The sequence below is a fragment of the Pectobacterium actinidiae genome, assembly GCF_000803315.1.
GTDB lineage: Bacteria > Pseudomonadota > Gammaproteobacteria > Enterobacterales > Enterobacteriaceae > Pectobacterium > Pectobacterium actinidiae.
Genome location: NZ_JRMH01000002.1, coordinates 527,060 through 548,920, shown reverse-complemented (window position 1 = coordinate 548,920; position 21,861 = coordinate 527,060). Strand labels below are relative to the sequence as shown.

General features: G+C 50.1%; 20 protein-coding genes. 11 read left to right on the top strand and 9 right to left on the bottom strand.

Features of this window, described 5'->3' with window-relative positions; translation table 11 throughout:
• Positions 1 to 120: 120 nt before the first annotated feature.
• Complete coding sequence (locus tag KKH3_RS19950) at positions 121 to 642, bottom strand: 4Fe-4S dicluster domain-containing protein (RefSeq protein WP_039363701.1); 522 nt, start codon at positions 640 to 642, stop codon at positions 121 to 123.
• Positions 639 to 2,663: a formate-dependent uric acid utilization protein AegA gene (gene aegA, locus KKH3_RS19945; RefSeq protein ID WP_039363698.1), complete on the bottom strand. Its 2,025-nt coding sequence runs from the start codon at positions 2,661 to 2,663 to the stop codon at positions 639 to 641. The genes KKH3_RS19950 and aegA overlap by 4 nt, the downstream gene beginning before the upstream one ends.
• A gap of 416 nt (positions 2,664 to 3,079) precedes the next feature.
• Here aegA and KKH3_RS19940 point away from each other — a divergent pair, with 416 nt between their 5' ends.
• From KKH3_RS19940 to KKH3_RS19930, 3 genes are read left to right on the top strand one after another with little or no spacing between them, the layout of a single operon-like run.
• Complete coding sequence (locus KKH3_RS19940; RefSeq protein ID WP_039363695.1) at positions 3,080 to 3,751, top strand: CsgG/HfaB family protein; 672 nt, start codon at positions 3,080 to 3,082, stop codon at positions 3,749 to 3,751.
• 18 nt (positions 3,752 to 3,769) lie between these two features.
• Entirely contained in the window at positions 3,770 to 4,129 is a 360-nt protein-coding gene (locus tag KKH3_RS19935) for a DUF4810 domain-containing protein (RefSeq protein WP_039363692.1), read from the top strand.
• Positions 4,126 to 4,785 (top strand): DUF799 domain-containing protein, encoded by a 660-nt coding sequence (locus KKH3_RS19930; RefSeq protein WP_039363689.1) that lies wholly within the window; start codon positions 4,126 to 4,128, stop codon positions 4,783 to 4,785. Before KKH3_RS19935 ends, KKH3_RS19930 begins: the two co-directional genes overlap by 4 nt.
• A gap of 86 nt (positions 4,786 to 4,871) precedes the next feature.
• On the opposite strand, the gene KKH3_RS19925 is transcribed toward KKH3_RS19930, so the two are convergent.
• Positions 4,872 to 6,374, bottom strand: coding sequence for an MFS transporter (locus KKH3_RS19925; protein ID WP_039363685.1), 1,503 nt, complete (start codon positions 6,372 to 6,374; stop codon positions 4,872 to 4,874).
• A gap of 103 nt (positions 6,375 to 6,477) precedes the next feature.
• Here KKH3_RS19925 and KKH3_RS19920 point away from each other — a divergent pair, with 103 nt between their 5' ends.
• Positions 6,478 to 7,032 carry a TetR/AcrR family transcriptional regulator gene (locus KKH3_RS19920; RefSeq protein ID WP_039363682.1) on the top strand — a complete coding sequence of 185 codons (555 nt, stop codon included), beginning with the start codon at positions 6,478 to 6,480 and terminating at the stop codon, positions 7,030 to 7,032.
• Positions 7,033 to 7,066: 34 nt separating this feature from the next.
• Here KKH3_RS19920 and KKH3_RS19915 read toward each other — a convergent pair whose 3' ends face one another.
• Positions 7,067 to 7,477 carry a winged helix-turn-helix transcriptional regulator gene (locus tag KKH3_RS19915; RefSeq protein WP_039363679.1) on the bottom strand — a complete coding sequence of 137 codons (411 nt, stop codon included), beginning with the start codon at positions 7,475 to 7,477 and terminating at the stop codon, positions 7,067 to 7,069.
• An 86-nt stretch (positions 7,478 to 7,563) separates the two neighbouring features.
• Between KKH3_RS19915 and KKH3_RS19910 the strand changes: the two genes are divergently transcribed.
• The 7 genes from KKH3_RS19910 (at position 7,564) to KKH3_RS19885 (ending at position 17,263) form a co-directional block, all read left to right on the top strand.
• On the top strand, positions 7,564 to 8,418 hold the full coding sequence (locus tag KKH3_RS19910) for an SDR family oxidoreductase (protein ID WP_039363677.1): 855 nt from the start codon (positions 7,564 to 7,566) through the stop codon (positions 8,416 to 8,418).
• Positions 8,419 to 8,928: 510 nt separating this feature from the next.
• Complete coding sequence (locus KKH3_RS19905; RefSeq protein ID WP_226301596.1) at positions 8,929 to 9,474, top strand: type II toxin-antitoxin system RelB/DinJ family antitoxin; 546 nt, start codon at positions 8,929 to 8,931, stop codon at positions 9,472 to 9,474.
• A 69-nt stretch (positions 9,475 to 9,543) separates the two neighbouring features.
• Positions 9,544 to 11,526: a type I restriction-modification system subunit M gene (locus KKH3_RS19900; protein ID WP_039363674.1), complete on the top strand. Its 1,983-nt coding sequence runs from the start codon at positions 9,544 to 9,546 to the stop codon at positions 11,524 to 11,526.
• Positions 11,523 to 12,830 (top strand): restriction endonuclease subunit S, encoded by a 1,308-nt coding sequence (locus KKH3_RS19895; RefSeq protein WP_052201398.1) that lies wholly within the window; start codon positions 11,523 to 11,525, stop codon positions 12,828 to 12,830. Before KKH3_RS19900 ends, KKH3_RS19895 begins: the two co-directional genes overlap by 4 nt.
• The gene (locus KKH3_RS19890) at positions 12,830 to 16,075 is read left to right on the top strand and encodes a type I restriction endonuclease subunit R (protein ID WP_039363671.1); all 3,246 of its coding nucleotides are present in this window, start codon (positions 12,830 to 12,832) and stop codon (positions 16,073 to 16,075) included. The genes KKH3_RS19895 and KKH3_RS19890 overlap by 1 nt, the downstream gene beginning before the upstream one ends.
• A 20-nt stretch (positions 16,076 to 16,095) precedes the next feature.
• Entirely contained in the window at positions 16,096 to 16,227 is a 132-nt protein-coding gene (locus tag KKH3_RS22540) for a hypothetical protein (RefSeq protein WP_268807943.1), read from the top strand.
• A 10-nt stretch (positions 16,228 to 16,237) separates the two neighbouring features.
• A complete protein-coding gene (locus KKH3_RS19885) occupies positions 16,238 to 17,263 on the top strand; it encodes a virulence RhuM family protein (protein WP_039363668.1) in 1,026 nt (341 codons plus the stop codon).
• Between the two features lie 210 nt (positions 17,264 to 17,473).
• Here KKH3_RS19885 and mnmE read toward each other — a convergent pair whose 3' ends face one another.
• The 5 genes from mnmE to rpmH form a co-directional block, all read right to left on the bottom strand.
• On the bottom strand, positions 17,474 to 18,838 hold the full coding sequence (gene mnmE, locus KKH3_RS19880) for a tRNA uridine-5-carboxymethylaminomethyl(34) synthesis GTPase MnmE (protein WP_039363665.1): 1,365 nt from the start codon (positions 18,836 to 18,838) through the stop codon (positions 17,474 to 17,476).
• Positions 18,839 to 18,967: 129 nt separating this feature from the next.
• Positions 18,968 to 20,602, bottom strand: a complete 1,635-nt coding sequence (yidC, locus tag KKH3_RS19875; RefSeq protein ID WP_039363662.1) for a membrane protein insertase YidC — start codon at positions 20,600 to 20,602, stop codon at positions 18,968 to 18,970.
• Between the two features lie 2 nt (positions 20,603 to 20,604).
• Positions 20,605 to 20,862 (bottom strand): membrane protein insertion efficiency factor YidD, encoded by a 258-nt coding sequence (gene yidD, locus KKH3_RS22010; protein ID WP_010281237.1) that lies wholly within the window; start codon positions 20,860 to 20,862, stop codon positions 20,605 to 20,607.
• Positions 20,826 to 21,185 (bottom strand): ribonuclease P protein component, encoded by a 360-nt coding sequence (gene rnpA, locus KKH3_RS22005; protein WP_010281235.1) that lies wholly within the window; start codon positions 21,183 to 21,185, stop codon positions 20,826 to 20,828. Before rnpA ends, yidD begins: the two co-directional genes overlap by 37 nt.
• 18 nt (positions 21,186 to 21,203) lie before the next feature.
• Positions 21,204 to 21,344, bottom strand: coding sequence for a 50S ribosomal protein L34 (gene rpmH, locus KKH3_RS22000; RefSeq protein ID WP_005976668.1), 141 nt, complete (start codon positions 21,342 to 21,344; stop codon positions 21,204 to 21,206).
• Positions 21,345 to 21,861 lie beyond the last annotated feature (517 nt).

The following is a 21,861-nucleotide window of genomic DNA, read 5'->3' as shown; positions in this document are numbered from 1 at the left end:
TGTGATCTAAAGAAAAATCGATGGATAAATCGGCGATAATTATCAATTAGGCACAACGAATTTCCTGCGTCGTGTATTTTGTGGCGATCCTTCCCTGTCCGCCATCTTTCAGTCTCTGTTTTAATGGCTCTGCCACCCCAGAGCGGAACGCCGCTGTTTTTCCAACGTCTGCTTGCGCAACTCATCTGCTGTCACTAATCGCAGTGCCGATGTCGGGCACACGCTGACGCAAGAAGGGCTCTGTGCGACATCCACGCACAAATCGCATTTGTGAACTTCGCTTTGCGTGACGTGGACTTCTCCCTCGTCATTCGATGCTTTCGTCACCACATTGATAGCCCCGAAGGGACAGGCGACGACGCAGCTTTTGCAGCCGATGCAGCGAGACTGAATAACCTGAATGCTGTCCCGATCGCGCACCAGCGCATCATTCGGGCACACGCTGGAACAGGGCGCATTCTCACATTGGCGGCACAGAACGGGGACGCTGACGCTAGCGCTTTTGACGACCTTCAGGCGGGGAAAGAAGTGAGAAGGCCGCAGTTGTGCACTTTGGCCACCGCTATGGGCTACGGCGCAGGCGATCTCACAGGTCCTACAGCCGATACATTTTTCTGCTTCAGCGATAACAAACTGATTCATGAGCGGAGCTCCTCGCGGGTTGCGTGCATTTCGGGGCGCTGCGGGTGTGCGGGAATGGCACCCGTGACGGCGGTCAGCCCCATCGTCGCAATCATTCCCAATGCGGCTTTGCGCCCGTCGGCAATCGCGGTCACGACCAGATCGGCACCGCGTACGGCATCGCCACCAGCAAAAATACGCGGATGATTCGTCTGGCAAGGTATCTGGTTCTCAAGCGGGGCGGTGATGTACCCCCAGTTATCCAGAGCAACGTCGGCGTCTTCCAGCCACGGCATGTTGTGTGACTGAAAACCAAAGGCGGTTATCACGGCTTCCGCGGGCTGCACGAATTCTGAACCAGGAATAGGGCGTGGGCGACGACGGCCACTGGCGTCTGGTTCGCCCAGTTCAGTGCGAACCAGGCTAATACCGCATACTTCGCCCTGCGCATTCAGGCAGATTTTCTGTGGCTGAACGTTAAACATGAACTCTACGCCTTCTTCGCGGGAGTTTTTCACCTCTTTTTTCGAGCCTGGCATGTTGGCTTCATCACGACGATAGGCGCAGGTGACAGAGACCGCACCCTGCCGAACGGACGTACGCAGGCAGTCCATTGCGGTATCCCCACCGCCGAGCACCACGACGCGTTTGCCTGCCATTGAGATATATGGCTCATCGTCTAATTCGGGTAACCCCATGACGTGTTTGGTATTGGCGATCAGGAACGGAAGTGCATCGAAGACGCCGGGAGCCTCTTCATTATCAATGTTGGCCTTCATGGAGCGGTAGGTGCCCACACCGAGGAAAACGGTGTCATAGTCGTCCAGCAGTTGGGCCAGAGAAACATCTTTCCCCACTTCGGTATTCAGCCGGAATTCGATTCCCATGGCGCTGAACACGTCGCGACGATGGATTAGGACGTCTTTATCCAGCTTGAACGACGGAATCCCGAACGTGAGCAGCCCACCAATTTCCGGGTGACGGTCGAACACCACGGCCTGCACACCGTTGCGAGCCAGCACATCGGCACAGGCTAATCCTGCTGGGCCCGCCCCGACGATTGCCGCGCGTTTTCCGCTGGGAACGACGCGCGTCATATCGGGCGACCAGCCCATCGCCATCGCGGTGTCGGTAATGTAGCGCTCAACGTTACCGATGGTAATGGCACCGTATTCCTTGCCCAGCGTACAGGCTCCTTCGCATAACCGATCCTGCGGGCACACTCGACCACAGATTTCCGGCAGACTGCTGGTTTGGTGCGACAGCTCGACGGCTTCAATAATCCGCCCTTGTTTCGCCAGACTCAGGAGTTCGGGAATATTGTTATGCAGCGGGCAGGTCCACTCGCAGATCGCGCGTTTGCCGCAAGAGAGACAGCGGTCGGCCTGATCTTCCGTCTGCTGCGCAGAGAAGCCATGATAGATTTCATCAAACGTGGCGGTTCTCTGGGTCAACGGTTTTTTCTCAGCATCTCGGCGCGGCCAGTTTTTTCTTTTGCTGAGCGGATTGGTCGACAGCGCTTTCAGTACGGGGGGTTCACGTTGCCAGTGGGCGGATGAACGCAGCGCCATTTCCTGCTGTTTCTCCTGACGGCGAGCTGCTAACGTTTGCTCGCTAACGAGCTGCAAGGCTTGAGTCGGACAGGCTTCTACGCACGCTTGCCCTTCTGGACGGTCGGCGCAGAGATCGCATTTATGGGCGATAGTGCTGTTGTCTACAGGGCTTGTCACCATGGACATCGCGCCGAACGGGCAAGCCAGTACACAGCTTTTGCAGCCGATGCACTTTTCCTGAACGAGCTGAATACTATTCTCTTTTCTGATCAAGGCCTGCGTTGGGCACACGCTGGCGCAGGGGGCATCTTCACAGTGACGGCAGGTTACGGCAGCCCGCAGCGTTGGCGTATTGAATGCCTTGATTCTGGGCTGAAACACCGTTGCACTATCTGGATAGCGCTCGTCATTGTGTGAAATGACACAGGCGATTTCACATGCATGGCACCCCATACAATCTTGAGTACTGGCAATAACAAATCGGTTCATGACCTTTTCCCACTCTGGATCCCTCGATCGTGGCCTTTATCCTAATAGCTGGATAACACTCTGACCTTGATATAGAGCAGGTAAAAAGTCGGTTAATGTTAAATATCTTGTAGGTTGCTAATGAAATTATTTAATCGTTTCAGTGGGTTGTAATGTTATACGAAAGTAATGGTCTGGTTGTCTATAACCTTGTTTTTTGTCTGGTTTACAGTGGTTTATCTCGCGTAAAAACTCTGGTTTTCGTTATTTTTGATGAAATAACTCGTTACTTTTCCTTACGCGCCTCATAATGTCGATCGCTATTTACATGCAGCAAAACAGTGTTGCTGCTAAATAACGTGTTTATGGCATTTTCATTATGAATCAATAACAGGGCTTTGCTCCGGGTTAATGGATTGTCACTAAGGGATAGTGTTATGAATAAAAAAGTCGTTCTTTGTTCTGTCTTCATGTCTGCTGCGTTATTGAGCGGATGTGCCACAGAGTCTTCTCGTACCGTAGAAGCTCAGAAAGTCACTTCTTACAGTACGCCTTATCAGGGTGTTCGCAGCCCGATTTCCGTCGGAAAATTTGAAAACCGCTCTAACTATATGAACGGTATTTTTTCTGATGGCGTTGACCGCTTAGGTAATCAATCCAAGACCATTCTTGTTAGCCATCTTCAGCAGAGTGGGCGCTTTAACGTGTTGGATCGCACCAACATGGAAGAGCTGAAAGCAGAAGCGGGTATCAAAGGACAAACGCAGACGCTGAAAGGCGCTAGCTATGTTGTTACCGGCGATGTGACCGAGTTTGGCCGCAAAGAAGTGGGTGACCATCAGCTGTGGGGCATCCTGGGTCGCGGCAAAACACAGGTTGCTTACGCAAAAACCACGTTGAATGTGGTTAACGTGCAAACGTCTGAAGTGGTGTATTCCGTACAGGGTGCGGGCGAGTACACGTTGTCCAACCGTGAAATTATCGGTTTCGGCGGTACGGCCAGCTATGACTCTACGCTGAACGGTAAAGTGCTGGATTTGGCTATTCGTGAGGCCGTCAATAATCTGGTTGCGGGAATTGAAAGCGGTGCCTGGCGCCCAGCTAACTAAGGGAATAGGAATATAACTATGTTATCTCATAAGAAAATTGTCCTGCTTCTCGCAGCGGCAGTGTTGGCTGGCTGTGCGTCCCAGCCAAAAACGATTTACAGCTGGGACAAGTATCAGCCGGCTCTTTACGATTACTATCAACAAGATAAAGTCGGTCCAGAGCAGCAGATTCTTGCTCTGAATGAATCGATAGAGAAAGCGAAAGCTGCAAACAAACCTGTCCCGCCGGGACTCTATGCTCAACTTGGGTTGCTGTACGCCAACACTGGCCGTGATAGTGAAGCTCGCCAACAGTTTGAAACTGAAAAAGCGAAATTCCCGGAATCAGCACCTTTCATGGACTTCCTGTTGAGTAAAAATAAAGGGAGCATTAAATGAATCGTTTCTTAGGATTATGTGGTCTGGTTTTTGCGCTGGTGCTGACTGGTTGTGCTAAACCCGTTCCTTATGATTACACGGCATTTAAGCAGAGCAAGCCTAAGTCCATTTTGGTATTGCCACCGGTTAACCATTCTCCAGATGTGAAAGCGAGCTATAGCCTGCTTTCTCAGGTCACGTATCCGCTGGCGGAATCGGGTTATTACGTCTTGCCTGTCGCTGTAGTGGACGAAACGTTCAAACAGAATGGTCTGTCGACCGCAGCGGATATTCATGCGCTGAGTACAGCGAAGCTGCACCAAATCTTTGGTGCTGATGCCGCACTGTATTTGGACGTAAAAGAATACGGCACGTCATACATCGTGATTAGCAGCGAAACCCGCGTTTCTGCGGATGCACGTCTGGTTGATCTGCGTACCGGAAAACTGCTGTGGAGCGGAAGTGCAACAGCGTCCAGCAACGAGCAGCAATCAAATTCTAACGGCGGCATCATCGGTGCTTTGGTGCAGGCTGCGGTGAGCCAGATTGCGGACACGATCTCTGACAAAGGCCACGATATTGCTGGTGTGACTAGCGCGCGCCTGCTGGCGGCGGGTCATCCACGCGGTATGCTGTACGGGCCTCGTTCGCTGCAATACGGTAAAGAAACCTACTGAGTTGCGCTGTAGTAGGTCGCTAAATCATCAACGCCGTTCGTTATTGAACGGCGTTTTTTATCGTTTTAACCGATGAGCTTGCGGCGCTATGCATCAGTGGCCTGATCGCGGTGTTGTTTATTATGGCGCGTTGTCCAGACGAAGGCCGAGGTCAACATCAGGATTAGCGTTGCGGCCGCCAGCACAATGGAAAACCCAGAATCAAAGGCGGAATGGGCTTGTGTGATAAGAATGCGCTGCATGTTTTCCGGTAAGGATTCGGCAAAAATTAACGCTTCATCCAGGCTGTCATACGCGGTGTCCGGTGCGGCAAACCCGGCGGGCAGCATAAACGTTGCAGAATAAGCGAAAGACAGCAAACTGCCCATCAGCGTTACGCCCGTCGCGCCCCCTAATTCATAAGACACTTCTTCGATTGACGCAGCCATACCCGCTTTTGACGCTGGAGCAACCTGCATAATAGTGCTGGATGCGGCCGTCATGGTGGAGCCCACGCCTGCGCCAATCACCATCAGGCTGATGACTTGTATGATGATGGGGGCATTGTGCAGCAGCAGATAGCTTCCCATTCCGAGCCCCGAAACCAACAGGCCAGCGGCTAGCATTGTTCCGCTATTCACGCGCGGCAGTATCTTTCCGGTTAATGGGCCTGAGATAAAGGACGCTAGCGATAGCGGTAAAATGAACAAGCCGGCTTGTAGCGGAGACAGCCCGACGACTAACTGCAATCGCTGAGTGAAAGCCAGCTCCATTCCGATCAAGGCGGCGGCGGCTACGATAGCGGCGGCAACGGCCGCACTGAAAGGCCGCAGGCGGAAGAGAGAGAAATCGACCAGGGGATGCTTGCTGTTACGCTGACGCCGAACGAACAGAGTTATGAACGCTACGCCGACAAGCAGAGCGATTAGTGCATCTTCATAAGACGGAACCCGCTTGCCCAGCTCTTTTATCGCATAGGTTACACCAATCAAACCCACCATAATTAATAGAGAACCGATGAGGTCCCAGCGGTGAGAAGCGTTGCCCGGCCGGTGTGGAATCACGGTGATTCCCATGATGAGCGCGAGCAAAACGACTGGTACGTTAATGAGGAAAACCGATCCCCACCAGAAGTACTCAAGCAGTATCCCGCCCATCACAGGGCCAAACGCTGCACCGCCGGATGCCACCGCAGCCCAGATACCGATCGCCAGTGAGCGTTCCCGTTCATCAGTAAATGTCAGACGAATAATCGACAGTGTGGCGGGCATCATCATAGCCGCACCGACCGCCAGCAACGCGCGAGCGGCGATAAGCATATTGGGTGTGGGCGAATAAGCAGCAAACAATGACGCCGCACCAAAGACCAGTAGCCCGGAAATAAATAGAGGTTTATGGCCCAATTTATCACCTAGCGTGCCCATCCCGAGCAGCAAACCGGAAGCAACCAACGCGTAGATATTAACGATCCACAGCTTGTCTGATGCCGAGGCGTGCAGGTCGTGAGTCAGTGTTGGGAGTGCGGTGTACAGCACCGTCATGTCGATCACAATCAGGAACAGGGCGCTGGAAACAATGGCCAGGATCAGCCACTTCTTTGGTGATTGCATAGCAAGATCTCTACCTTGAGCTTCTATTTTTCATCTGTTGGATAGCGTTCTGATGATATAGAATTGATTTTTAAATACAAACGTATTTTAAATTGGAGGAAATATGGGGCGTCATAAGAGCGTTAATCGTGCATGCGTATTGGATGCGGCGGAGCAGATTGTCCGTACGCAGGGAACGGCTGCGCTGACGATCGATGCCGTCGCTAAAGCTGCGGGCGTGACAAAAGGCGGTATTCAGTCGAGCTTCGGTACGAAAGACGAGCTGATTCACGCGATGTATCAGCGTTGGGAAGATGAGTTTGATGAGATGGCCGCCGTGTGCATCGGTAAGGATGATAGTCGGGAAGCCAGAGTGCGTGCGCATGTCGACATCACTTATCGGACTGATGTGGCAGAAGGCGATCGAGCTGCGGGCATGATGGCCTCGCTGTTGAATATGCCTGAGCACCTTGCTAGATCACAGGCGTGGTATGACAGTCAGTTGGCCGGTCTTGATCTGAATTCCCAAGAAGGGCGAGATGCTCGGCTAGCGTTTCTGGCATCCGAAGGGGCATTCCTGCTGCGCTATTTTGGCTTTATGGCGGTCGATGACGAGACCTGGAAAGCCATTTTCTCTGATATTTCCCGCCTGCTACCTGAGCGCACGGTTTCTTCCTGAGTAAGCCCGTCTGTCCATGAAGCACATTAGTTGATTATGGTTTGATGGATGATTGAGCGCTGGACTGCTGCGCTGCCAGAATGTCGTCCAGATTCCCTTCGACCCATATCGCCAGCTCTTTTACCCGCTCACCAACCTCTTTGCCTAATGGCGTCAGGCTGTATTCAACATGTGGTGGAACAACCGGATAGGCTGTTCGCAGGACAAAACCGTCACTTTCCAGCCATTGCAGGGTTTGCGCCAGCATGCGCTCGCTCACGCCACCAATCCGTCGACGCAACTGGCTGAAGCGATGCGTATCATCAAGTAATGCGATCAAAATCAGCACCCCCCAGCGACTGGTAACGTGGTTAAGTATCTGGCGAGAAGGGCATTTCTCAGCAAATACATCACCAGTTGGCAGAATAGGTGGTAATAAATTTGCGGGTGTTTTGGATTGACTCACTATACTTACCTTTATGTATGTACTTACTTAAAATTAGCTTTGCCGATATTATGCCAGCCACTACCCATTAATAAAAGGAGCTTGAGATGATTGCGATTACTGGTGCATCTGGCCAACTGGGCCGTTTGGTTATCAAACAACTGTTAGAGAAGGTTCCGGCGAACAATATCGTGGCGCTGGTGCGTGATGTGAATAAAGTTACCGATCTGTCGGCGCTTGGCGTGCAGGTGAAAGCGGCGGATTACAATCAACCTGAGGCGCTGGCTTCTGCTCTGCAAGGTGTGGATAAAGTACTGCTGATCTCTTCTAGCGAGGTCGGTCAGCGTGCCGCGCAACACCGCAATGTCATAGAGGCGGCGGTGAAAGCCGGAGTTAAGCTGGTCGCGTACACCAGCCTGTTACACGCGGATAAATCGCCTCTGGCGCTGGCGGCAGAGCATCAGGAGACAGAAGCGCTTCTGAAAGCCTCTGGCTTACCGCATGTCCTGCTGCGCAACGGTTGGTATACCGAAAACTACGCGGCTAGCATCCCTGCGGCGCTGGAACACGGTGTATTTATCGGTAGCGCAGGCGAGGGGAAAATTACCTCAGCAACGCGCGAAGATTTCGCTGCCGCTGCGGTTGCGGTGCTGACGCAGGAAGGACAGGCTGGCAAGGTTTACGAACTGGCTGGTGATGAGCCTTATACGCTGACAGAACTGGCGGCAGAGATTAGTAAGCAGTCTGGTAAAAATATCGGCTATCAAAACCTGTCTGAAGCGGAGTTCACCGCCGCGCTGGTTTCTGCCGGGCTACCCGATGTCTTTGCGCAGATTATTGCGGATTCAGACACTGGCGCATCCAAAGGCGGTCTGTTTGATGATGGCAAGCAACTGAGCCGCCTGATTGGTCGCCCAACCACGCCGTTGTCAGTCGTCGTGAAAGCGACGCTGAAAAAGTAACAAGAATAAAATGTAACGTGTTAACAATCGGTCCGGAGATCATTCTGGGCCGATTGCTTTTTGTGCGGCGGATGGAACCGTGAGGATGTCGGTAGAGGCTAAAATCTAGATGGCCTCTGCATTGGTGCAATAACAGAAATGGCGCAATAACTGAAAATGGGCGTTTCGTCGCACGGAAACTCCCATTTTATACCGTCAGGAATCGTAATCCCGAAACCGGGCAACCATCGCAAGTAAATTACTAAGGTCTTAATACCGCATTAAATAAGGATGCTTGCCAGATTTACAGAGAAAAAGCTGCGGCGGTAATGGCAGGCATCATACGTCACATCGATCCCCGTAAGCGGGGTTATACTGAAGCACTTTTGTTTTGCGGTAGGCTTGGTCAGGATGATTGACCACTTATGGATAGAGATAATCGATTAAGTCTTCTTTCTCTCTGATTTAATTTAAATGATTGTATTTTTAAGTTATATATTTTCGTGCTAGCCGTTAAAAAGCAAACCCTATATGATACAAAAATTACAATTTGTAGGTTTTGTAAATCATATGCAAGCAACCAAGATAGACTCTCAACTACTTGAAAAAGCTACGAGCATCTTCGCTGAATTGGGCTTACCGATTGAGCAGGCCATCAACGTATTTTTAGCAAAGTCCGTTCAGGCCAAAGGCTTTCCATTTTCTGTTGCCCTTGAAAATGAAGCACAGGCACGGGAAGCTGCACAAACGCAACACAATATCAGCAACACCGAGATCACTGAAGCGATCCAATACTTGGTTGAACATGCTCTGCCACTAAGTGAAATAGAAAACCTCACGCAGCTAACCTATTGTCGCAACACCTTTGGGTTGTCATTCCCCGTGCTCAAACTCGCTAAATCACCACGGCCAGAAGACATTCGTAGTGCGGCCAAAGATGCCAAAGAACGAAACCGCTATTCCACCACCCGAGTGGCCCAGCGAGACCAAAAAACCTACGTTATTTGCACCCAATGGACCGACAGACACCGTAGCGCATTTTGCCGTTGGCAAGCCATTTTTAGCCGTGACATCTAGCTAACTCGCAAGATGAACATCAAACAATAAACTGATTTTTAACGATTTAACTTTATTTAGGCAGTATCAATGAACTTACAAGACAAAGAACAAAGCGCCAAACTCTCCAGTGCCATTTGGCGTATAGCAGACGACCTATGGGGTGATTTCAAACACACCGACTTTGCACGCATTATCCTGCCATTTTTACTCCTACGTCGTATTGAATGCGTGTTGGAGCCAACCCGCGGAGAAGTGCGCAAATTCTATTTGGCTGAGAAGCAATCCGGTATTGATCTAGGCTTGGTTTTGCCAGAGGTGGCGGGGTTCGCTTTTTATAACACCAGTGAGTACAGCCTCGAATCCTTAGGTGCATCAGACACCGGCGACAACCTAGACCACTACATCAGCCAGTTCAGCAAAAACGTACGTACCATCTTTGATGAGTTCAAATTTGGGCAAACCATTGAAGACTTAGAAAAAGCGAAGTTGCTCTATCGTATGGTGAGCCACTTTGCCAATCTCGATCTGTATCCTGATGTGGTGTCAGATCGCGTATTGTCGGATGCCTATGAAGAGTTGATTTTCAAATTTGCAAGCTCGGTCAATGAAAAGGCGGGGGAATTTATGACCCCGCGCGATGCCGTTCGCCTTGCCACCAAACTGGTGCTGGCGGCGGATGAAGATATCTTTAGTGAAAAGGGTATGATCCGTACCATCTACGATCCGACCTGCGGCACCGGCGGTTTCCTTTCCGATGCTATCAGCCAAATAGAAGAGATGGGCAGCAGCGCCAAAGTTGTGCCTTTTGGTCAAGAGCTCGATCCTGCTACGCATGCCATGGCGCTGACCAACATGATGATCCGAGGCTTTGATGCCAACAACATCAAACAAGGCAACACACTATCCGATGATCAGTTACGTGCCGATAAATTCCACTATGGCCTTGCCAACCCGCCATTTGGTATTAAGTGGGAAAAAGCCAAAAAAGAAGTTGAGCGTGAGCACAAGCAGCTCAAATACGCAGGGCGTTTTGGCCCAGGCTTGCCAAGCATCTCTGATGGCTCCATGCTGTTTTTGCTGCACTTGGTATCAAAAATGGAAACGCCTGAAAACGGTGGTGGCCGCGTCGGTATCGTGCTCTCGGGCTCGCCGCTGTTTAACGGTGATGCAGGCTCAGGCCCATCAGAAATACGCCGCTGGCTGTTACAAGAAGACTTGGTAGAAGCGATTGTTGCGCTGCCAACCGATATGTTCTTCAACACTGGCATTGGCACCTACATCTGGATTTTGTCTAACCACAAAGAACCAAGACGCAAGAATCAGGTGCAACTGATTAACTTGGCAGACATCTGGACACCCATGCGTAAATCGCAAGGAAGTAAGCGTAAATATCTGAGTGACGAACAAATTGACGATATTGTCCGTGCATATGATGACTTTGAAGCCAGTGATAACTGTAAGATCTTCCACGCTACCGATTTTGCCTATCGTAAAGTCACCATTCAGCGCCCACTACGCGCTAAGTTAGACATCACCGCTGCGGGGATTGCGGCGTTTCAGCAACAAGATATGTTTAAAAAACTCAAACCAGAGCAACAAGCGGCGTGGGTACAATGCCTCACCGGTAACCTTGGCTTACAGTCTTATGAGTGGGCGCGTTTGGCGGTTAAGAAGAATAACAATAAGGGTGATTTTGGTAAGTGCCCAAAAGCACTGGCTATGGCTTTAACCACGCACTTTGTAAAAGTGGATCCACAATTTGAGCCAGCGTTGGATGAAAAAGGCCAAGTGATTGCCGATCCGCAACTAAAAGACACTGAAAGCGTACCTTTTGATCGTGATGTTGAGGACTACTTTGCGCAAGAAGTGTTGCCACATGTACCAGATGCCTTTATTGATCACTCGGTGCGTGATGAAAAAGACGGCGAAGTGGGCATTGTCGGCTATGAGATTAACTTTAACCGCTATTTCTACCAGTATGTGCCGCCGCGTGAGCTGGGTGTGATTGATGCAGAACTTAAGTCATGTGAAGCGCGTATTCAGGCATTGCTTAATGAGGTGGCGGAATGATGCATCCGTACACGGAGTATCAGCAAAGTGATATTAGTTGGTTAGGCAAGGTTCCTAAGCATTGGACTAAGAAAAAATTCAAGTACCTACTCAACGAAAAAACGAAGATACAAAATCTAGAACTGCCTTGTGGTTCTATTAGTTTTGGGCACGTCGTGTTCAAAGATTCAGAACGTTTAAGCGAGGATACAAAGGCTGCATACCAAGAGGTATTGTCTGGAGAGTTTCTCATCAACCCTCTGAATCTGAACTATGACTTGAAGAGTTTGCGAACAGCGTTGGCAGATATCGACGTTATCGTTAGCTCAGGTTATATCGTCCTCAAATCGTTAGATGTTGTTGATAAAGCCTACCTCAGATGGTTGCTTTATCTGTTTGATGTGCGCCATATGAAAACATTGGGCGCAGGGATCAGACAAACCATTTCTTTCAAGGATATCGCAGATTGTGCTGTTTACATCCCAAGCGATTCGGAACAAAAAGCCATAGCCACATTCCTCAATCGTGAAACCCAGCGAATCGACAGTCTGATCGAAGAAAAGCTGAACTTTATCAAGCTGCTTAAAGAAAAACGCAAAGCACTGATTAGCCATGTGGTGACTAAAGGGCTTAACCCCAATGTGGAGATGCAGGATTCTGGCATCGAGTGGATTGGGCAAGTGCCGAATCATTGGGTAGTGAAAAAAATTAAATATGACGTACTTGGAATAGAACAAGGCTGGAGCCCTCAATGTGAAAGCACACCAGTACCGGACGATCAAACTTGGGGAGTAGTTAAAGTTGGCTGTGTAAATCGTGGCATTTTTAATCCGGAACAGAACAAAAAACTGCCAGAAGAACTGGAGCCAAAAAAAGAGCACACCATCAAAAAAGGTGATTTACTCGTTTCAAGAGCAAATGCTAAAGAGTGGGTAGGGAGTGCTGCTGTTCCTGATCGTGATTACAATAATCTGCTGCTATGCGACAAAATTTATCGAATCAAATTAGACCTAGAGAAAGCTGACCCAGAATTTTTTGCCTACTATCTAGCTTCTGATCAAGCACGAGAACAAATAGAAATTGACGCTACTGGCACCAGTAGTTCTATGTTAAATATCGGACAAGGCACCATTTTAAACATGCCTATACCTGTTCCAGAGCTTCCGGAACAACAATCTATAGTGCAAGGTTTAAAGAATAAAACCAGTCAAATCGATCGTTTGGTGCTTGAGGTTTTAGGTTCTATAGAACTACTCAAAGAACACCGAACATCACTGATCAGCGCAGCAGTCACAGGGAAAATCGACGTCAGGGAGGCGGTGTAATGGCAGCACATCATGAAGTGCATTTTGAACAATATATTACCGAGCAGTTGGTTAACAATGGTTGGAAAGAGGGCCATTCCAGCCATTATGACCAGCAGCGCGCTATTTATCCGGAAGATGTCATTACCTGGGTGCAAGCCACCCAGCCCGATGCATGGCATAAGCTGAATAAACTGCATGGTTTGAATGCCAAGCAGGTGCTGTTGGAGCGTTTGGAAAAAGCCCTCTCTTCTCACAAAGCAGGCAGTAAAACAGGTGGCACCATTAATGTGTTGCGTAAAGGCTTTACCATTGCCGGTTGCGGCACTATTGCCATGGGCCAACGCAAACCCGAAGATGCGCGTAATGAAGAGCGTATTGCTCGTTATGAACACAATATTTTGCGCGTGGTGCGCCAACTGAAATACTGCCCAACCCGCGAGTGGGAAATTGACTTAGTATTCTTTATCAACGGCCTACCCGTCGCCACCGCAGAGTTGAAAACCGACTTCACCCAGTCGATTGAATCGGCTATTGCGCAATACAAAGAGGATCGTCTGCCCGTCGACCCCAAGACCAAACGCAAAGAACCACTGTTAACCTTTAAGCGCGGCGCAGTCGTGCACTTTGCCATGTCTGACACAGAAATTGCCATGGCGACCAAACTGGCGGGCGAAAACACCTATTTCCTGCCCTTTAACAAAGGTCATGACGGCTCTACCTCTGATTTACCCGTGCATATCAATTTGCCTGGTAAAGATGGCGAATACCCAGTCAGCTATTTCTGGCAAGAGGTCGCCCAAAAAGATAACTGGCTGCGTATTTTCTACAGCTTTGTCTATGTCGAAACCAAAGACGTTGCCGACAGCAATGGCAAAGTTGAGCGCAAAGAAACGCAGATTTTCCCGCGTTACCATCAGTTAGCCGCAGTCAACAAGATGATTAACGATGCCCGCCAGAACGGCGCGGGCATGCAGTATTTGTGTGAACACAGTGCCGGTTCAGGCAAAACCTCTACCATCGCCTGGACTGCCCATGATTTGATTTGCTTGCGTAGCCCAGAGGGTAAAGCGATCTTCAAGTCAGTGATCATTGTGACCGACCGCACCGTGCTTGATGCGCAGTTGCAAGATGCCGTGCAGCAGCTCGATCATCAATATGGGGTGATCAAGGCAATTGACCGTGAAAAGAGCAGCGAGTCGAAATCAAAGCAGCTCACTGAAGCGCTGCTAACAGGTACGCCGATCATTGTGGTGACGATTCAAACCTTCCCGTATGCGTTAGAGGCGATTCTGACCAATCAATCTTTGGCGCAAAGTAACTTCGCGGTGATCATTGATGAGGCGCACACCTCACAAACTGGCTCTACCGCCAAAGGTTTACGCGCTGCGCTTACGCTAAACCTTAGCCCTCAAGAGTTGGAGCAAATGAGTATTGAGGAGCTCCTAACTAAGGTGCAAGAAGCCCGTGCCATGCCCAAGAACGTCTCACACTTTGCTTTCACAGCTACACCAAAGCACAGTACCAAGATGTTGTTTGGTCGCCCGAAAGATCCTAGTCAGCCAGTGTCAGATGATAATCTTCCAGATTCCTTTGTCCTTTATTCTCAGCGTCAGGCGATTGATGAGGGCTTTATTCTCGATGTACTGGAGAATTACACCCACTACGATACGGCCTACAAAATTGGTGAGAATAATCTGGATGAGAAGCGGGTAGACAGCAAGCAAGCCCGTCGCGCACTGGCGCGTTGGATGTCACTGCATCCAACCACGGTCAGCCAAAAAGTTGAATTCATTATTGAACACTTCAAAGCCAATATCGCCCACCTGCTGGAAGGTGAAGCTAAAGCTATGGTGGTCACATCAGGCAGACCGCAGGCGGTGAAATACAAGCTCGCCTTTGATAAGTACATTAAAAAGCGTGGTATCGAGGGTATTCAAGCCTTGGTTGCCTTCTCGGGCAAAGTACCCGGTAAAGATTTGGGTGATGAAGACAGCCAAGACCTGCTAGGCATTGATTTCGATAAAGAGTACACCGAATACAACTTAAACCCAGACACGCACGGGGCTGACCTGCGCCATGAGTTTGAGAAAACCGAATATCGCGTCATGTTGGTCGCTAACAAATTCCAAACGGGCTTTAACCAACCAAAACTGGTTGCGATGTATTTGGATAAGAAAATATCAGATGTGGACGCGGTACAAACGCTGTCTCGCCTAAACCGCACGTACCCAGGCAAAGACACAACCTACGTGATTGATTTTGCAAATGATCCACAAACCATTCTCGACGCGTTTAAAAAGTACGACAAAGGTGCGCAGCTCAACGAAGTGCAAGATGTGAACGTCATCTATGACATCAAAGAAATTCTTGATGAGCAAGGCATCTATAACAGCCATGATTTAGAGCTATTTAAGCAAGCGCGGGGTAAGTCGATTCTCGGACAAGCACCAGACAAAAAGTCACACGCCCACAAGAAGCTACTTGCCGCAACGCAACGCCCTACCGATATATTTAACGTTAAGCTAAAAGAGCTGGTTGATGCCGCAAATCACTGGGATCAGCAGTACAACAAAGCACACTTGGCTGGTGATGAAAAAGCGGCGAATTATGCAGAATCACAGCGAAGCGAGTTCACTAAGCAGCGCGAAGCACTGATGCGTTTTAAGTCGGATTTAGCTCGATTTGTGAAGCATTACAGCTACATGGCGCAGTTGATTGAGTTTGGCGATCCAGAACTGGAAAACTTTGCCGCGTTTGCCCATTTGCTTTCACGTCGATTGAAAGGCGTGACACCAGAAAACATTGATCTCAGCGCACTGGTGTTAGAGAAGTTCAAAATCAAGTACAGCAAAGATCCGTTGCCTGAAGCGGTTAGTCAGGCACTTGAACCTATTCGGCCCAATTACAACGACCCAACAGATCGTGAACAGGCATTTCTTGCCGATATTATTCGCCGCCTCAATGAATTGTTTGGCGATATCGGTGACGAACCTGGTCGTCGTAACTTCGCTAATGGCACCATTACGCGTGTTACCCAAAATCCAATTGTGGTTGAGCAGGTGGAAAAGCATGAGAAGTCGATAGCCCTCAAAGGTGACTTACCGCAAGCCGTGAAGCAAGCGGTTGTGCAGGCTCTGCTGAAAGAAGGTGATATCGCTCGAACGCTGCTCAAAGACCAACAAGTTATGGCGAGTTATGTTGAGCTGATTTTTGACATGATGAAGCAGAGTGCGGCTGATCCACTGAATAACCAACATGGCTAAAGATTTAACAGAGTCTTTGAATGACAGACCAAAAAGCGGAGCAACACCTCGTATTGAGTGGTGTTCAGTTTAATGGCGATGCGGTGTTCACTAAGCAACAAGGCATGATTGGCTCTGTAACAGCTATGGGGCAAAAATGGCAAACGCAATAAGGTTAATTGAATGACAGATAACATCCCACTAGCCCCTCAAGGTGAGTTTGTTCTTTTCACCAGTGCTGATGGGCAAACCCGTGTTGAGTGTCGCTTTGAGTCCGATACGTTATGGCTTTCTCAGGCCATGATCGGTGAGTTATATGGAAAAGCGAAAGCGACCATTAGCGAACATATAAAAAATATTTTTGCTGAAGGTGAATTGGACGAAAATTCAGTTGTTCGGTTATACCGAACAACTGCGACAGATGGGAAATCATACAATGTCCAATACTTTAGCCTGCCATTGGTATTAGCGGTGGGGTATCGCGTCCGTTCAAGCCGCGGTACTCAGTTCCGCCAGTGGGCAACGCAAACCTTACAAGAGTACCTGATTAAAGGATTCGTTATGGATGACGAGCGCCTGAAAAATCCGCCCGTTGGTCATTCTGCGGTGCCAGATTATTTTGATGACTTGCTGGAGCGGATCCGCGATATCCGCGCCAGTGAGCGTCGCGTTTATCTGAGAGTCAAAGAAATCTTTACCATGGCTGCCGATTACGAGCCATCCAACCAAGAAACCAACCGCTTCTTTCAAACTATCCAGAATAAGCTGCATTATGCCTGTACGCATATGACCGCGGCTGAGCTTATCGCCAGCCGTGTAGATGCCAGCAAACCGGATATGGGCCTGACCAGCTATAAAGGCGATGAAGTCCGCAAAACCGACGTCACTGTTGCCAAGAACTATCTGCGTGAAGATGAAATCAAAGAGCTCAACCGCATCGTCAATATGTGGCTCGATTTTGCTGAAGACCAAGCCTTACGTCGCAAGCAGGTGTTCTTACAGGACTGGAACGATAAACTTGACCAGTTCTTAAGTTTTAATGATCGGGACGTTTTAAATGGAGCAGGGAAAATCTCCAAAAAAGAGGCAGATGACAAAGCGAAATTGGCGTTTGATCGCTTTGCAGCACAGCGCCGTCGTTTAAAAGAAGCCGAAGGCGCACGGGCCAATATTGCAGCACTCAAGGCCATTCTCAAAAAAGACAAATAGCCGCTACATCAACGCGAGTGTTCCAGGATATGGATGGCCAGGTTGTTTATCTTGAATAGCATTCTCATACTCGATCTTACCCATGTCACGTGGACACAAAAATCTCTGGTTCTCAGTAGGAGCTCATTGCTGTCAATGGAACAAAAAATCTCGCATAACAATCAGCTATGCGAGATCAGCGGAAGTGAATGGACGCTTACGAACTCAGCGTCACTTCCCAATACAAAAACTCGAAAAAATACGCCCCAGCAGGTCGTCAGAGGTGAATTCCCCCGTGATTTCACTCAAAGCTTGCTGTGCCAGTCGCAGTTCTTCCGCCAGTAGTTCCCCCGCATAGGCGCTGACCAGCTGTTCTTTACCCTGAATCAGATGTTGTGCTGCCAGTTCCAATGCTTGCAGGTGGCGACGTCGAGCCAGAAAACCGCCTTCGGTATTGCTGGTGAATCCCATGCTTTGCTTGAGATGGTCGCGTAGAGTATCGATACCTTCACCTGTACGGGCGGACAGTCGAATAAGTGAGTGAGTATTCACATCTTCGATGCCGAGCGTTTCGCCAGTCACGTCAGCCTTGTTGCGTACTACGGTAATCGGTAGCGTTTTTGGCAGGCGCGCCATAAATTCAGGCCAGATTTGCTCAGGCTCAGTCGCCTGCGTGGTGGTGCCGTCTACCATGAACAGCACGCGATCGGCCTGCTCGATCTCCTGCCAGGCGCGCTCAATACCAATACGCTCGACTTCGTCGCTGGCATCGCGCAGCCCGGCGGTGTCGATGATATGCAGCGGCATGCCGTCGATATGGATGTGCTCACGTAATACGTCGCGTGTCGTTCCCGCGATATCCGTCACAATGGCGGCTTCGCGACCGGCTAACGCATTGAGTAAGCTGGATTTACCGGCATTAGGACGACCCGCAATCACAACCTTCATCCCTTCACGCAGCAGGCTACCCTGATGCGCTTCGGCTCTGACGGCGTCCAGATCGGCCATCACGCTATTGAGCTGCGCTTCAATTTTGCCATCGGAGAGAAAGTCGATCTCTTCGTCTGGGAAGTCGATAGCAGCCTCGACGTAGATTCGCAGGTGAGTAAGTGCTTCCACTAACTGATTTATACGGGTGGAGAATACGCCTTGCAGAGAGTTCAGCGCTGAGCGAGCAGCCTGTTCCGAGCTGGCATCAATCAGATCGGCGATGGCCTCTGCTTGCGCGAGATCGAGTTTGTCGTTCAGAAAGGCGCGTTCAGAGAATTCACCGGGACGTGCAATCCGCACATTTGATAGCGTCAGGATACGTTGCAGGAGCAAATCAAGAATAACCGGACCGCCGTGACCCTGAAGCTCCAGCACGTCTTCACCGGTAAAGGAGTTCGGGCCGGGAAACCAGAGGGCGATACCTTGATCGAGCGTGGTGCCGTTGGCATCACGGAACGGCAGATAATCGGCGTGGCGAGGCTTTGGGAGTTTACCCAGAACGACATGCGCGACTTCGGCGGCCGCCTGTCCTGAAATGCGTAAAATACCTACGCCTCCGCGTCCCGGTGGCGTGGCTTGGGCGACGATGGTGTCGGTATTACTCATGATGTTCTCTCTGCATTGAGGCCTGTCTGGCAGGCTATTTTACGTATCGTTGGCTGATAAAACAGCCATTAAAAAAATAAGGCGGTCAATGACCGCCTTACGCTTTCTATCGGTTAGCCATCAACCAGATTATTTTTTCTCGCGGCTATGCAAGCCACGTTTTTCCAGACCGCGGTAGATCAACTGCTGCTGGAGAATGGTAACCAGGTTGCTGACGATGTAGTACATCACCAGACCTGACGGGAACCACAGGAAGAAGACCGTAAAGATGACCGGCATGTAGGTCATGATCTTCTGCTGCATTGGGTCGGTCACGGTGGTTGGTGACATCTTCTGGATGAAGAACATCGTCACGCCCATCAGGATCGGCAGAATGTAGTACGGGTCTTGTGCGGACAGATCATGAATCCACAGCGCGAACGGCGCGTGACGCAGTTCAACGGAGCCCATCAGCATGTAATACAGCGCCAGGAAGATTGGCATCTGAATCAGCAGCGGGAAGCAGCCGCCCAGCGGGTTCACTTTCTCTGACTTGTACAGCGCCATCATTTCCTGACTCATGCGCTGTTTGTCATCACCAATACGCTCGCGCATAGCCTGCAATTTAGGTTGCAGTAAGCGCATTTTCGCCATTGAGGTGTATTGCGCTTTCGTCAGCGGATACATGATACCGCGCACGATAAAGGTAATGGCAATGATGGAGAAGCCCCAGTTGCCGATGAAGCTATGCAGGAATTTCAGCAGCTTAAACAGTGGCTGAGAAATGAACCACAGCCAGCCGTAATCTACGGTCAGATCCAGATGCGGTGCGACAGCAGCCATCTTGTCCTGAATTTCCGGGCCGACCCACAGGGTGGTTTTCAGATCCTGTTGGCTACCTGCGGCAACCACAACCGGAGCAGATTTGAAACCAATCGCGGCCTGACCGTTACCCAGCTTGCTGGTATAGAAGGTGTTAGCACCTGCTGTCGTCGGAATCCACGCGGTTGCGAAGTACTGTTGCAGCATCGCCACCCAGCCGCCGTTGGTGGTGATGTTCAGGTTTTCGTCCATGTCGCTGAAGCTGTACTTTTTGTACTTGTCTTCACTGGAAGAGAACGCCGCGCCACGATAAGTGTGCAGCGCAAAATTGCTGCTGCCGGTATCGCGGTGCTTAGGTAATTCGATAGATTGCTTTAACTGACCGAACAACGTGAGTTCCAGAGGCTGAGCGCTGGTGTTGTTGACGCTATAGTCAACGTTCAGTGCATAGTCGCCACGTTTCAGAACAAACGTTTTGGTGTAGGTCACACCGTCAGCCGCGGTGTAGGTCATCGGGATACGCAGTTCGCTCTGACCTTCCGCCAGCTCGAAGCTATCTTGCGTGGTGGTAAACAGTGGACGCGAGCCGTTAGCCGGGTTGTCTGGGCCGTTTTTGCCGGTCAAACCGCTCTGAGCCTGATAGACAAACTCGGATGTAGTTTCCAGCAGGTGAAAAGGTTTATCTGAACCCAATGTATCCGGGTAAGCCAGCAGATGCGCTTGCTCGATGTCGCCGCCACGCGTGTTGATTGTCAGCGACAGCACATCAGTTTTCACTGTGATCAGTTTGCCTTGACCGCTGGCTGGTACGCCCTGGTTGGTTGCATCACCGGTCACTGCGTTCGTCGCCTGCTGTATGGCCTGCGTGGTTGCTGGCGGATTTTTATCCGTCTCCCAAGCCTGCCAAAGCATAAAGGTTACGAATAGCAGAGCGATGAGAAGAAGATTGCGTTGCGAATCCATCGTTAATGTTCTCTGTTATTGTCGGTTTTTGGCGGTACGGGATCATCACCACCAGGGTTCAAAGGATGGCATTTTAATACGCGTTTAAGCGTCAACCAACAGCCTTTTATCATGCCGAACCTGCGTATTGCTTCAATACCGTATTGCGAGCACGTTGGCCGGAACCGACAATGCGGTCCGAGCAACGGGCTAATAACGAGTTGATAACCGCGTATCAACCCGATCAGGAGTCGGGAGCCAAACGACAATGCCGACGCCATAGTTTTTCCAATGCTTCCGTCAGGGTACGGTTATCCAGTTCAGACACCCCTTTTTTCACGAGCACCACAAAGTCCATTGAAGGCAATGAGTGTTGGTGCAGGCGAAAGCTTTCGCGCGTCAGGCGTTTAATCCGATTGCGTTCATGAGCACGTTTTACATGCTTTTTGGCGACGGTAAGACCGATGCGGGGATGCCCCAGCGAGTTCAGGCGGCCGAGAATGGTGATGTGCGGCGTGCCAGCCCGTTGCGGTTGCTGGAAGACGAAAGTGAAATGACTGGGAGTTAACAAACGTAACTCCCTGGGAAATGCTAGCTTAACCACTCGGTGGGTTAGCTTTTATTACTTAGAAACAGACAGACGAGTACGGCCTTTCGCACGACGGCGGGCCAGAACTTGACGACCATTTTTGGTGGCCATACGAGCACGGAAACCATGGCTACGGTTACGCTTCAATACGGACGGTTGGAAAGTGCGTTTCATGGCGATTTCTACCTAAACTTGGAAAATTATAACTTCACAGTAAACGCGTTTGGCTGTTCGGCGTGAAAATGACCGACGCCTCAATCGCATATCACAGCTATATAACGGAAAGAGGCAGGATTGTAATAATTGTACAGTCCTGAGTCAATTAACATCACACTTAACACGCCAGCCATTCCGATTATTTTTGGAATTTCTGCCTGCCAGAGCACAGAAAAGGCGTAGACGCGCGGGCAGGGAATTATACGGACTCTATTATAAAGCGCAAGGATCCTCCAACGATCTGTCCCGCAAGATCATGATCGATGTCACCGTAACGATCGTGCCCCCGAGGGTATGCTTGGGAGCGCTTCGCATCAGGAGGATAAAATGTGTGCTAGCCGCCCCTCTGCCGTGTTGCGGGGTGTTGCGATAAGAATAGCCTGTGGATAAAAAGGATCGAAACTGTGCAGAAGGGGAAGATCTCTTCGGCGGATTAGGTTATGATCCGCGGTTCCGTTAGCGATCCTTTTGACGG

Coding starts and splice junctions, on each gene's coding strand:
- yidC (WP_039363662.1), bottom strand. CDS start 20,602: ATGGATTCGCAACGCAATCTTCTTCTCATCGCTCTGCTATTCGTAACC.
- KKH3_RS19885 (WP_039363668.1), top strand. CDS start 16,238: ATGACAGATAACATCCCACTAGCCCCTCAAGGTGAGTTTGTTCTTTTC.
- KKH3_RS19895 (WP_052201398.1), top strand. CDS start 11,523: ATGATGCATCCGTACACGGAGTATCAGCAAAGTGATATTAGTTGGTTA.
- KKH3_RS19930 (WP_039363689.1), top strand. CDS start 4,126: ATGAATCGTTTCTTAGGATTATGTGGTCTGGTTTTTGCGCTGGTGCTG.
- KKH3_RS19910 (WP_039363677.1), top strand. CDS start 7,564: ATGATTGCGATTACTGGTGCATCTGGCCAACTGGGCCGTTTGGTTATC.
- KKH3_RS19890 (WP_039363671.1), top strand. CDS start 12,830: ATGGCAGCACATCATGAAGTGCATTTTGAACAATATATTACCGAGCAG.
- KKH3_RS19920 (WP_039363682.1), top strand. CDS start 6,478: ATGGGGCGTCATAAGAGCGTTAATCGTGCATGCGTATTGGATGCGGCG.
- KKH3_RS19940 (WP_039363695.1), top strand. CDS start 3,080: ATGAATAAAAAAGTCGTTCTTTGTTCTGTCTTCATGTCTGCTGCGTTA.
- KKH3_RS19935 (WP_039363692.1), top strand. CDS start 3,770: ATGTTATCTCATAAGAAAATTGTCCTGCTTCTCGCAGCGGCAGTGTTG.
- KKH3_RS19950 (WP_039363701.1), bottom strand. CDS start 642: ATGAATCAGTTTGTTATCGCTGAAGCAGAAAAATGTATCGGCTGTAGG.
- aegA (WP_039363698.1), bottom strand. CDS start 2,663: ATGAACCGATTTGTTATTGCCAGTACTCAAGATTGTATGGGGTGCCAT.
- yidD (WP_010281237.1), bottom strand. CDS start 20,862: ATGGCGTCGGCATTGTCGTTTGGCTCCCGACTCCTGATCGGGTTGATA.
- KKH3_RS19905 (WP_226301596.1), top strand. CDS start 8,929: ATGATACAAAAATTACAATTTGTAGGTTTTGTAAATCATATGCAAGCA.
- KKH3_RS22540 (WP_268807943.1), top strand. CDS start 16,096: ATGACAGACCAAAAAGCGGAGCAACACCTCGTATTGAGTGGTGTTCAG.
- rpmH (WP_005976668.1), bottom strand. CDS start 21,344: ATGAAACGCACTTTCCAACCGTCCGTATTGAAGCGTAACCGTAGCCAT.
- KKH3_RS19900 (WP_039363674.1), top strand. CDS start 9,544: ATGAACTTACAAGACAAAGAACAAAGCGCCAAACTCTCCAGTGCCATT.
- KKH3_RS19925 (WP_039363685.1), bottom strand. CDS start 6,374: ATGCAATCACCAAAGAAGTGGCTGATCCTGGCCATTGTTTCCAGCGCC.
- mnmE (WP_039363665.1), bottom strand. CDS start 18,838: ATGAGTAATACCGACACCATCGTCGCCCAAGCCACGCCACCGGGACGC.